Here is a 12,234-nt window from a genome sequence, read left to right on the forward strand (position 1 = left end):
ATCACTGGACTTCGAGTATGCGGCGGGGGTTTTCCACCATCATCGTTGCGATTTCCGAGCCTGAGACGCCTCGTCGACGGAGTTCGGGTAGGACGTCACGCGAGATGTGCGCGTAGTGGTAGTTCGGATGCGCCTTGCTCACCACGACTGGGTCGACTCGGTCATTGAAGCTGTAGGCGTCGTGTGACAGCACCATCCGCTCGGTGTAGCCGCGCCGACACAGCGCTGCGACCGTCGCTACACGGTCTTCGAAGGACGTCGTTTCGATGCCAAATCGATCCATTCCTAGCCACAGTCCGCGATCAGCGAGACGTGAGAGATAATCGAGATCGGTGGAGTCGCCGGCATGGCCGATAACTACCCGGTCTGGCGCTACCCCGAGCCGAGATAGTGCGCGCCACGCCTCTGTACCTGACCTCGCCTCAGAGTCGGTGTGGACTGTGATCGGGACTCCTGTCCGATGTTGTGTCTCGGAGACTGCCGTAAGCAGACGGTCGATATCTGTCGTGATTCCGGCAGCGTCGACGGCGCACTTGAGCATCCCTGCCCGCACACCGGTTTCGCCGATTCCCTCGGTGATGTCGCGGACGAAGAATTCGACCATCCTGTCGGGACCACCGAAGATCGATCCTGGGCCCTTGTTCCCGAAGTAGGGTGGCAATCTGTCGTAGGTGTAAATCCCGGTCGAAACAACGATGTTGATATCCGTGTGCGCCGCTACCCGTTCTATTGCCGGGATGCAACGTCCGAGACCGATCACTGTGAGGTCGACGATCGTGTCGATGCCGAGTCTCTTGATCTCGTTGAGTCTCTCGGCTGCTTCTAATGCGCGGCGCTCGAGGTCCCACTTCTCGGGAAGGTCGGGCCAGTTCCAGTGGATTTCGGGGCTGAGACCGAAGATGTGCTCGTGAATGAGGGTTGCGCCGACATTCGCGAGATCGAGCGGCCCGCGTACTGACGCTATGGTGTTGGTACTCACCGGGTCTCCTCGGATCCAACGATTGGGTACGCAGGATGCTCAAAAGGTCTGTTGACCTCGAGCTTCTGACTGAGCTGGTCCGTTTGCGAGTACGGTGCTCCGGTATACAAAGCATTTGCATCGAAGTACGTCGCAGTGAAGGACAGCCGCGCTGTGCTGGAGCTGTTTTTAGGAGCTCCGTGCACGGTGAGCGCGTGGTGCACGGTGGCATCGCCAGGGCTGAGATCATATCCGCCCACGACGGGTTGATCAGTGAGCCAGGCGTGTTGGGTGGGGATGTCGTCGCCGTCGGTTACGAAGCTCCTCCCTAGGAGTCCCAGGACGTTCGACTTGTCAAAGAACCGCAGCGATCCCATTTCGGCGGTGACCGGTGCGAGTGCAACCCAGAAGGTGAGCATCGCGGATCGATCCATAGGTAGCCAGGGGAAGTCTTGGTGATACACCGTGGGTTCACTGTGGCGCCCGGCCCCGGCAGGTTCCTTGACGAGAAGATTGCTGATCTGCACTCGCACGCGTTCTGCGGTACCGAGCAGGTGCACCGCATTTGCTCCCATGGCTGGATGGTGGGTAAGGCGATGGAAGTCTGGCTCAAATTGTGCGACGTCGCGATCCTGGCCGAAGGCCCGGTCCACCACCCCTGCGCTCGGCGTGCGACGTACGTCTCGCAGTCGATTCACCGCAATCTCACGCAGACGGTCGATCCATGCGGGATCGACGAGGGCAGGAAGATATGCCCACCCGTGCGCCGCGAAGAAGTCGATCTCACCGGCTGTCACTGCACGGATTGCTGAAGTCACGAGCTACTCCTCATTGGTTGCGCGAGCCGCCTGTTTGAGCCGCTTGTAGTTGGTCGGCCAGCAATGACGGATCGCCGAGCCCGCAGCGCTGATGGCGGTGCTCACGGGTTAGGGGCCAAGTGTCAGCTCAACGGAAAATGACAAGACACGTAACGGTCTCCACCGAGCTCGGTGGGTAGCGGCTCCACTTCCGCGCAGTACGCGGTGGCGCGCACGCACCTTGTGCGAAATCGGCAGCCCGTCGGCGGTGATATCACAGACGGAATCTCACCGTGCGACTGAACCGACGCCCGTTTCACGTCGGGGTCGGGAACGGGTAACGCGTCCAGCAACATCTTTGTGTACGGATGCTTGGGGTCATCGAATAAGTCGGTGACCGGACCGATCTCGCACACCTTGCCGAGATACATGACCATGACTCGATCGCTGACAATCCTGACGACACTCAAGTCGTGAGAGACGAAAACGAGTGTAAGACCGTACTGATCCTTGAGGTCCTCTAGCAGGTTCACGATCTGGGCCTGGACCGACACATCGAGCGCCGATACCGGTTCATCACAGATGATCATCTCAGGTTCGAGTGCGAGCGCCCGCGCGATACTGATCCGCTGGCACTGTCCACCTGAGAACTCACTCGGCAGCCGGTCACCGGTCGCATCCGGATCAAGGCCGACAGCTTCCATCGCGCGGTGTACGCGCTCGTCCCTGTCTGCTAGGCCCCAGATGGCGAGACCCTCGGCGACTATGTCGCGTACCTTCCGGCGCGGGTTGAGTGATGCGATCGGATCCTGCAGGATCACCTGGAGCCGTCGTCGTACTGAACGCATCTCCGCGTCGGACAACTTGGTAAGGTCACGGCCGTCGAAGCGGACTGTCCCTCCGGTCGGCCTCGGCAGTTGGAGAATCGCTCGCGCTGTCGTCGACTTTCCGCACCCCGACTCTCCGACGATTCCGAGTGTTTCGCCGCGGCGGACGTCGAAGCTGATCCCTGCGACAGCGCGCGTGACGTCGGATCGTCCGGACCGGAATTCAACTTCGAGCTCGCTGACCTCCAGTAGAACGTCCGCGGTCGGCGTTGCAGACGTCTCTGTAGTCGTCATCGCACAATTCCTTCGTCGCGGGGAACCTGTGTTGTGTTTGGGTTGTGGCATGCCAGACGATGAGCGTCACCTACCGAGAGGTAGGCCGGCGGAACTCGGCAGTCCCTGACGGTGTGCTCGCATCGAGGAGCGAATCGGCAACCTGACGGTGGATTCACCAGGTCCGGTGGACGTCCCGCGATCGAATGCAGTCTGGTGTGAGGCACTGCCCCGGCATGGGGGGTGGATCGGAGCAACGCGGAAGTATAGCGATGCCCCATGTTCCGGAAGAGTGTGCCGGTTGGCGCCGATTCGACGAAACTGCCGGCATACATGACAGCGACATGGTCTGTGTGCTGAGCGACCACGCCCAGATCATGAGTAATGAGTAGCAATCCCATGTCTCGATCACGTTGGATCTCGGTCAGCAAGTCCAGGATCTGCCGTTGAACGGTCACGTCCAGTGCCGTGGTCGGCTCGTCTGCGATGAGCAGATCCGGCTCACAGCCAATTGCAATTGCGATCATGACACGTTGCCGCATGCCGCCTGAAAGCTCGTGCGGATATTGATCCAGTCGTCGCCGCGGATCCGAAATCCCGACCTGGGCGAGTAGGTCGGCCGCGTTATCCCAAGCCTGCCGCTTCGTTCGATGTAGGTGATAACGCTGAGGGTCTGCGATTTGAGCGCCGATCTTTCGAACGGGGTTGAGCGCAGTCATCGGGTCCTGGAAGATCATGCTGATTCGTGGACCCCACAGGTGTTGCTTCTCCTCCGGTGCCATGGTTGCGACATCACAACCGTCATAGAACACCCGCGACTCGGTTGACACAGAGGCATTCTCGGGAAGCAGATTCATGATGGTCCGCACGAGCACTGATTTTCCTGAACCGGATTCACCCACGATGCCGAGAGCCGCACCCCTCTCCAGAGCGAACGACACCCCGTTCACAGCGCACACGGAGCCCTTCGGAGTGTCGAACCGGGTCGTCAGATCTCGCACTTCCAGTAGCGCATTTCCACTCATAGCCGCTCTCCGAACTCGTCGCAGGTTATCTATAGTTTCCGTGACCGTGGGTCCCAACGTCGCTGCGCCCAGTCGCCGATTCGATTGAGCGAAAGCACTGTCAGGAAAAGGACAACGCCAGGCACGAACACCAAATGAGGGTGTTTCTCGAGGTCGTTCTGGCCGGAGGCGATCATGTTGCCCCACGTCGGTTCGGGCCGCTGGATACTCAACCCGAGGAAGCTCAAAGAGGACTCGGCAACAATGAGAACGGCAACGACGACGAACGCGTACGCAAGGGTCGAAGCCAAGACGTTCGGGGTCAATTCGCGTGCAAGAATCCGCGAACTCCGCGCACCGAGCGCCCGCGCCGCAAGTACGAAATTCCTCTGGGAGTAGGCCATCGTGTTGGCACGCGTCAGGCGGAAGAACGCCGGGATAGCGAGCACTCCGAGGACTAGTGTGACGTTCTCGAGGTTCGGTCGAACAACCGACGAGAGCGCGAGAAGGAAAATCAACGGTGGAAAGGCGAGCAGCGCATCGTTGAGGAAATTGAGCCCAGCGTCCACCTTGCCCCGGTAGTACCCCGCCGTCAGACCGAGGACGCCGCCGACCACTACTCCCAGGAAGACAGCCCCGAAGCCAACGACCAGGGAGGTGCGCGCTCCATAGATCACCCCACTCAAGATGTCCAGTCCTTGACGGTCGGTGCCGAGCGGATGCCCGGAGAGGATCTGAGGGGGTTGAAGGATCGGAGCATCCAAGGTCAACGAAGGGTTTCGGCCCTCGGCGAGTGGGAGGAAGTCAGCGAAGATAGCGGCGATGATTTCCACGGCGAGCCATCCGACGCTCAGCCACAGTCCAAGATGTCGAAACCAGACTTTGATAGGTGGACTGCGGCGTTCCGGATGCACCGGAGGATGTGTCCCTACGGCCGAGGATCGTTCGTCGTCTCGGGTCGGCTCTTCTATGCGTTCAGACACGGACATGGCGGGTCCTCGGATCCAGGTACAGGTACGAAATATCGACCAGGGCATTCACAAGCACGTAGAGGGCGGCAACGACGAGCACTGCGGCCTGCAACACCATGAACTCCTTTTTCGCCACGCTTTCGACGATCAATGTGCCCATGCCCGGGAGGCGGAAGATCGTCTCGACGATGACTGTGCCGCCGAGCAACCTGCCGAAACTGATGCCCGCGACAGTGACCAACGAGAAGGTCGACGGTCGGAGCGCCTCCTTGACCAGAATGTGCCGTACTGGCATCCCTTGCGCGCGCGACGCCAGTACGAAGTCGTCATTGAGAGTGGTCGCCATATCGCTGCGGAGCAGGCGCGTGAGCTGAGCGCTTTCGGCGAGCCCCAGAACGAGAACCGGGAGGAAAATCGTGCGCAGATTCTCGGCCAGACCATCTTCACCGATCCGAGCGAACCCTTGTCGTGGAAAGTCCGGCAGGAAGGCGGCGAGGACGAAACCGACCGCGAACACGCCCAGTGCGAACAACCGGACGCCGCGGCGTCCCTGTGCGGTCAATTGTGCACCCCGCCTGCCGACCGTCGCCGCCGCCAGAACGACGGTAGCGATCACACAGGCCGCAAGTATGAGCCCTTTCACCGCCTCGGGGCGAAAGACCGCGAAGTAGATCAGGATCAGCGCCAGCAGGAAGCTCGGTACCGAGATCAACGCAAAGGACAAGCCCGACGCAACACGATCGAATGCACGGCCGTACCGGTAGGCCGACCATGTTCCTACCGGTATCGAAATCGCCAGCGCAAGAAGAACCGACAGCACGGCAATCTCCAACGTCACGGGAAGACGCGTAGCGATCAGGGTTGAGACATCCTGGATGGGTGGCACCAGTGTCTTACCCAGGTCTCCGTGTAGAAGTCCATTGAGCCAGTCCAGGTAGCGCGCGAACCACGGGCGATCGAGACCGAGATTCTCACGAACTGCGGCGTACTGTTCGGGGGTCCCTTCGGCGCCGACGACGGCAACTGCCGGGTCTCCGGGAACAAGTTCAATCAGAACCGCCGTGCTCACGCTCACAACGATCAGGACGGGAATGATTCTCAGGAGCACAGTGGCAACTCTGTGGAACATGACAGACCTCCTCCAGTCGCGTGACTCCTATGAACCTGTGACGAATGCCTTGTCGTAACGGAGCACGCTCCCCCGTGTGAGGAGCAAGCCACCGACGCGGTTGGAATGAATGTTGTCTTCCTCGTAGGCGGCGAAATTGGCAATTACCGGAGAGTCGTTGAGGATTGCCTGCATGCGGCCGACGATCTTCTGTTGCTTGTCGACCGTGTCCGCGGCCCGCAGGTCTGCCAACGCTGCATCCATCCGGTTGTCGGCGTATCCGTAGTAGTTGGATTTGCTCTGACTGTTCAGCTGTCGATTCATCAGAGCCCACAGGCCTTCATTGGTGTAGTTGGGTCCCCAAATGACAAGGTCGTAGTCACGGTCGGAGGCAACCCTTCCCAGAACCTCCGCCAAGGACATGTCGTTGGTCAATTCGACCGTAATGCCCACGTTCTCGAGGAGCGCCTTGACTGCAATCGCCTCGTTGACCCGAATGGGGCTGTTATCCGCCAGCAGCCGAATGGACCCGTTCCACCCTGAACTCTTGACCTCGTCGACGAGGCGTCTGGCGGAGTCGGGGTCGTACGCGGGCCCCTTCTCGCCGGAATACAGGCCGGGAGTTGCCTCCTGAATTAGCGCCGAGGTCGCAAGTGCCGTTCCGTTGAATACGCGGTTGTTGATGGCCTCGGGATCTATTGCCGCAGTGATCGCTTTGCGAAGCCGAACATCGGCGGTTGGCCTGTTCGAGGCTGAGTTCATCACGATGCCCTCGCCATAGTTGTAGAGGGTGGGCAAGCTTTCGAATCCCTCCGCTCGTGCTTCATCGATTGCGGGGGGTTCACGGAGAAGTGCAATGTCAAGTTCACCCGTTCGGAGCGCGTCCAAGGTGGCGTCGGCGCCCGAGATGCTGATGAACCTCAGCGTCCCAATGCACACAGGACCGCCCCAATAGTCGTTCTTCGCGGCCATGACGATTTCCTCGCCTGGCGTGTACCGCACGAGCTCGTAGGGACCGACTCCGGCACCTCGGGGGTTGAGTGCGAACTGATCAGGCCCCATCGCGTCGACGATTCGTGGATTGGTCACCATGCCGACGTCAGTGGCCAGAACGTGAGGGAAGCTGGGATATGGACCGTCGAGTGTGAAGCGAATCGTCAGCGGGTCGACAACGTCCATGGAGGCGATGGTCAACGCTTCGCCACGAGATACTTGGGTATTGCTCGGCGATTGGTGGCGCTCGATACTTCGCTTGACATCGTCGGCGGTGAGAGCGTCACCGTTGCCGAATGTCACTCCGTCACGGAGCTTCATCGTCCACACGGAGTGGTCCGCGTTGGAGTCCAAGGATTGCGCAACCTGCGGTTCGTACGCTTGTGTCTCGGCGTTGTAGGTGATCAGGGTGTCGAATAGCGCCTGGACTTCTGTGCCTCCGCTACCGGCGGCACCGGGTTGACCTACCGGGTCAAGTCCACGCGGCGAGAGCAGCGTTCCCTGGGTAACCGATCCACCGATTCGCTCGGTGGTGCAGGTGCCTGTTGCCGCCGTGGCCTCGTCACCACCGGAACCACCACATGCTGCCGCGCTTAACAACATCACAAGTGCTGATGCCGTGACGACGGGTTTTCGCAGTCTCATGCAGGTCCTCCTCAGGGTGCGCTCGTGCGCCAAAACTGGTTGGAAACGATTGGCTCGCGTCATGTAAGCCGTCGACAGCGGGTTCAAGCTGCGTGGATGACGTGCTGAATTCGCGACGGACTTTCGTGCTATTTGGCCGGTGAAACTCAGTCGGCCATGTGGTCGGCCCCATCGAGCACGGTGATGTCGACGGCGTCGAGGCTGACGAGCTTCTGCTTCATCAGGTCTTCGACCGTCCGGGAGCAGTTGTTGTTGAACGATAGTGATTTTCGCGCGCTGGGCCGAATCGGGCCCGGCGTCGATTGCGGGTTCACTCGTGCGGAACCAGCGGTCGACTTCACACGGCTTCCCGCGCGGGGGCTGGGCAAATGTAGCTGCGCCCCGGCATCCCGACTCCTGAATTCGGTGTTGCTACTTCGCCGTCATTCCTGCGTCGACGGGCAGGGCCACACCGGTCACGTATCGCGACTCGTCCGACGCGAGCCATAGCACGGCATTCGAGATGTCGGTCGCATCCAGCCAGGGGATCGGCATCATCAGCGTCGACATAAAGCTCTCCCGGACATCGTCCTTCGTGGGATGCTCTTTGTCCGGCACAAACACCTTGAAGGTGGTGTCGTTGATGATCATCTTGGTGTCGACATTCCCGGGATGTACGGTATTGACCCGGATGTTGTGTTCGGCGAGTTCCATGGCGAGTGAACGCGCGAGGCCGAGTACACCGTGTTTGGACGCCGAGTAGCTTCCGTAGTTCGGTACGCCTTTGAGGCCGGCTGCGGAGCTGGTGATGATGATCGAGCCGCCCTCGGCTTGCTCGAGGAGGTATGGGACCGTGGCCTTCACGGTGTGGAAGACTCCCGTCAGATTGACGTCGATGGTGGTCTGCCACAACTCGTCGGTCATTTCCCAGATCTTCGCCGGAGTTCCGAAGATCCCTGCGTTGGCCACAACCACATCCAAACGGCCGAGTTCGGCGACGCCTTGGCGTACAGCCTCCGACACGGCTGCCTGATCGCGGACGTCGACCTTCTGTGCAACTATCCGCCGGCCGGTCTTCTCCACCAGGGCGACTGTCTCGTCGAGATCTTCAGCGGAGGCACTTTCGTAGGGCACGGTCTCCACGTCTTCGAGAATGTCCAGTGCAATGATGTCCGCGCCTTCCTCCGCCAGCCGCAACGCGTGGGACCTGCCCTGACCCCGTGCGGCTCCGGTGATGAACGCGACCTTGCCGGCTACCCGTCCCATTGTGAGTGTTTCCTTTCTCGTGGTGATGTCGGTGTCGACCGGATCGGTCGATGCCCATTCCTACTTCGCCGACGTGCGCGCATGGATGTATGCGAACACAGGTTGCGAGCACGCGTCGGGTTCGCGCAGATCCTGGTCGCCACTCGCACGCGACGACCACTCAGGAGGCTGGGACCTTCCCGAATCCTGGCGACGCATGAGTCAACAACAAGTACTCCTACTACGCGTGCAAGCGCGACTACCCAAGCATGCGCTTGCTACACATCTTTATGAGGCAGGTCACAACTGTCAAGCGGAACCTCGGAGCCATTCCCTTTCGCCCCATCCCGTCCTCCAGCCTGCTAGTGTCCGACTTCGACACCCCGGAGCCAGCGTTCCCGGCTTCAAGATTGGACGCGCACTCGCGATCCCCCTTTTTCACCCATCCTCGGGACCATGGTCGAATCGCTCCATGACCGGCACTTATGCATGATTGCAAGTAGAAGCGAAATCAATTACACAACAGGGGGTTTCATTGCCGAATCATCCGCGTAGCGGCACCCCGCAACCTGCTCGCGCCAACGGCTCAAAAACCCGGCACGACGACGCAGATATCGACCCACTCTCACACCTGGGCGAAGTGGGCGAAGTTCGCACGGAGATGCACTGTTTACGCACCCTCCTACTGTGGGGCTGAACACGGATGCCCACGCCACCATGCCGGGTGCCGACCATGCCCGCCGCCACCCGCCACTCCCGCCGCACACGGAAAGCCGGGCGCAATACCAAGCATGCGCTTGCTCGTTTTCATGGTAGCGTATGTCGCACATCACAGCCTCTGGGTCGAGTGACGCCGATCCTGGGTGCGCTGCGGCGGCGTGCCCGGCCCGTAAGCACGATACGACGTGCAGAGAACCTGATGATGCGATGTCCCGACGAGCGTTGACCTCAGGAGAATCATGGACCTCAAGCTTGGCCTCAAAGCATCTGCAGAACAGTTCGGGCCCAGAGAATTGGTCGAGTTGGGCGTGGCGGCTGAAGATCACGGCCTGGACAGTGTCACCGTCTCCGACCATTTCCAGCCGTGGCGGCACACCGGTGGACATGCGCCCTTCTCCATCGCCTGGATGACCGCGGTTGGCGAGCGTACGAAGCGAGTCCAGCTCGGCACTTCGGTTCTGACCCCAACTTTTCGATACAACCCCGCGGTGATTGCGCAAGCCTTCGCGACCATGGGCTGCCTCTACCCCGACCGGATCATGCTCGGCGTGGGCACAGGTGAAGCGCTCAATGAGATCGCCACCGGATTCGAAGGTGACTGGCCGGAATTCAAGGAGCGGTTCGCCCGCCTCCGCGAGTCGGTTGACCTGATGCGAGCCCTGTGGACCGGGGAGCGCGTCGACTTCGACGGCGTCTATTACAGGACGAAGGGGGCATCGATCTACGACGTTCCCAAGGGCGGCATCCCCGTGTACATCGCGGCGGGCGGACCCTTGGTAGCGCGGTATGCAGGACGAGCCGGGGAAGGGTTTATCTGCACATCAGGCAAAGGGATGGACCTGTATACCGAGAGGCTGCTGCCGGCGGTGGCGGAAGGGGCACAGAAAGCGGACCGTGAGTCCGATTCGATCGATCGGATGATCGAGATCAAGCTTTCTTACGACACCGATCCGGCGAGTGCACGCGAGAATACTCGGTTCTGGGCACCCCTATCGCTGACTGCGGAGCAGAAACACAGCATCGATGATCCGATCGAGATGGAAGCGGCAGCCGATGCGTTGCCCATCGAACAGGTCACCAAGCGGTGGATCGTTGCATCGGACCCCGACCACGCGGTCGAGCAGATCCGGCAGTACGTCGATGCCGGACTCAATCACCTCGTTTTCCATGCGCCTGGGCACGACCAGAAGCGCTTCCTTCAGCTTTTCGAGCGTGACCTTGCGCCGCGCCTGCGGGCGCTGGCGTGAAGTCCATCTCCCATTCTGAAGGAAACGCGTGATGGCGACGCAGATACGCACCCTGGAGGACCTGGCGCTTCCTTATCTCGACTACGAAAGTCATGAGTATCGGGCAGATCCAGCATCGGTAGTGCGCGCCGCGCGTGAGCGAATATGGCTGGCTAGGTCCGTTCGCGGCTATGAGGTGCTGTCGTACGAAGCCTGTTCCCAACTGACCCTGGACAAAGAACACCTCGACGGACCCGGCAGCGAGTACTACAGACAGCAGAACGCTTCGGACCTTATCCTCCAGTACGCGTCGGAAGGCATGCTCCCGCTGATGCCGTGGATTCGCCACGATCCGATCCGGCGCGTACTACAACTGGCGTTCTCGGCGTCACGAGTGAGGCGACTCCGTTCGGTCATGCGTGCCTGCGCCGAGGGGCTGCTGGACGCTCACGCGTCCAGTGGTGAGCTGGACCTCGTCGCTGACTTCAACGATGTATATCCCATCGAAGTCGTCTGCCGACTACTTGGCGTGCCCGTTGCGGATATTCCACTTTTCAAGGAGTGGACTGTCAGTCTTGCACGACTCTCCCATTACCCCATCGACCCATTCATGGGCGAAATCGATCGCGCATTGCGCGGTCTGTACGAGTACTTCCGTGATCTAGTCACCCTTCGCCGTGTGAAACCTGCTGACGACTTCGTGACAGCGATTATCGAAGCGGAATCCGACGCTGGTAACGAGGACCGTCTCTCCGAGGGAGAGATGTTTGGCGCTCTAGTCAACCTTCTCTTCGCGGGACATGACACCACCAGGCTGCAGTTCGGTTCCGCCGTGGCGCTTCTCATGCAGAACCGGGGGCAATGGGATGCGCTCGTCGAGAACCCCGACCTGGCAACAGCTGCGATCGACGAATCGATGCGCCTGCAACCTTCCCTGCACACCATCTTGCGGACGGTAACCCAGGACCTGGTTGTCGACGACATTCACTTCTCCCCGGGCACTCCGATCGCGCTCAATATCTTTGCTGCAAACCGCGATCCTGCGATGTTCCCTAACCCCGATGTATTTGATCTAGCCCGGGCGAACGCGACAAAGCATCTCACCTTTGGGCGCGGTCACCGATTGTGTCTCGGCCACGCACTGGCGCGAGCCGAAATGACCGAAGCGCTGCAAGTGCTGGCGACTCGGTTTCCTGACATGCACCTCGTCGACTCGTCGGCCTTCTCCGGGTCGTCAGCGGCCACTCAGGGACTCGAAATGATGCGAGTGCGGCTCACCTAGTCCACGTGCTCCCGAGCTGAATTGCCAAAGGCAGCCGTGCTCCGACGACTCATGGGTGCGCAGCGGAATCGACATGCGCTGCGCACCCCCCTGTTCAGGCGCCGTAGACCGGGAGCGGGGTTTCGGCCTTGGCGAGGAGGTCGGCGACGACGGGTCCGATCTCCTTCGGTTCCCAGCGCGCACCCTTGTCCTGGGTGGGGCCGTGC

11 protein-coding genes and 1 pseudogene are annotated in these 12,234 nt (G+C 60.6%); 2 read left to right on the plus strand and 10 right to left on the minus strand.

The genetic code is table 11. The features are described from left to right. Position 1 precedes the first annotated feature (1 nt). From AC1D1G_RS19075 to AC1D1G_RS19115, 9 genes are all read right to left on the minus strand, one after another. Complete coding sequence (locus tag AC1D1G_RS19075) at positions 2-979, minus strand: phosphotriesterase family protein (protein ID WP_477953231.1); 978 nt, start codon at positions 977-979, stop codon at positions 2-4. After that, a complete protein-coding gene (locus AC1D1G_RS19080; protein ID WP_283334370.1) occupies positions 976-1,776 on the minus strand; it encodes a phytanoyl-CoA dioxygenase family protein in 801 nt (266 codons plus the stop codon). Before AC1D1G_RS19080 ends, AC1D1G_RS19075 begins: the two co-directional genes overlap by 4 nt. Positions 1,777-1,898: 122 nt before the next feature. Beyond that, entirely contained in the window at positions 1,899-2,876 is a 978-nt protein-coding gene (locus AC1D1G_RS19085) for an ABC transporter ATP-binding protein (RefSeq protein ID WP_283334371.1), read from the minus strand. Next, positions 2,873-3,880, minus strand: a complete 1,008-nt coding sequence (locus AC1D1G_RS19090; protein WP_283334372.1) for an ABC transporter ATP-binding protein — start codon at positions 3,878-3,880, stop codon at positions 2,873-2,875. The genes AC1D1G_RS19085 and AC1D1G_RS19090 overlap by 4 nt, the downstream gene beginning before the upstream one ends. A gap of 29 nt (positions 3,881-3,909) precedes the next feature. Further along, positions 3,910-4,692, minus strand: coding sequence for an ABC transporter permease (locus tag AC1D1G_RS19095; protein ID WP_477953234.1), 783 nt, complete (start codon positions 4,690-4,692; stop codon positions 3,910-3,912). Between the two features lie 142 nt (positions 4,693-4,834). Further along, complete coding sequence (locus AC1D1G_RS19100) at positions 4,835-5,959, minus strand: ABC transporter permease (RefSeq protein ID WP_283334374.1); 1,125 nt, start codon at positions 5,957-5,959, stop codon at positions 4,835-4,837. Between the two features lie 27 nt (positions 5,960-5,986). Continuing rightward, positions 5,987-7,576 (minus strand): ABC transporter substrate-binding protein, encoded by a 1,590-nt coding sequence (locus AC1D1G_RS19105; protein WP_477953236.1) that lies wholly within the window; start codon positions 7,574-7,576, stop codon positions 5,987-5,989. A 146-nt stretch (positions 7,577-7,722) separates the two neighbouring features. Continuing rightward, on the minus strand, positions 7,723-7,890 hold the full coding sequence (locus AC1D1G_RS19110; protein ID WP_477953241.1) for a hypothetical protein: 168 nt from the start codon (positions 7,888-7,890) through the stop codon (positions 7,723-7,725). A gap of 97 nt (positions 7,891-7,987) precedes the next feature. Then, positions 7,988-8,821: a mycofactocin-coupled SDR family oxidoreductase gene (locus AC1D1G_RS19115; RefSeq protein WP_283334376.1), complete on the minus strand. Its 834-nt coding sequence runs from the start codon at positions 8,819-8,821 to the stop codon at positions 7,988-7,990. Between the two features lie 938 nt (positions 8,822-9,759). Here AC1D1G_RS19115 and fgd point away from each other — a divergent pair. Together fgd and AC1D1G_RS19125 are read left to right on the plus strand one after the other, a co-directional pair. Next, a complete protein-coding gene (fgd, locus tag AC1D1G_RS19120) occupies positions 9,760-10,767 on the plus strand; it encodes a glucose-6-phosphate dehydrogenase (coenzyme-F420) (RefSeq protein WP_105422252.1) in 1,008 nt (335 codons plus the stop codon). 31 nt (positions 10,768-10,798) lie between these two features. Further along, the gene (locus AC1D1G_RS19125) at positions 10,799-12,028 is read left to right on the plus strand and encodes a cytochrome P450 (RefSeq protein ID WP_477953239.1); all 1,230 of its coding nucleotides are present in this window, start codon (positions 10,799-10,801) and stop codon (positions 12,026-12,028) included. A gap of 94 nt (positions 12,029-12,122) precedes the next feature. Here the strand turns inward: AC1D1G_RS19125 and AC1D1G_RS19130 are convergent. Further along, positions 12,123-12,234, minus strand: a pseudogene (locus tag AC1D1G_RS19130) (short-chain dehydrogenase); the annotation flags it as partial.

It is taken from the genome of Rhodococcus sp. P3_B8, assembly GCF_056402775.1.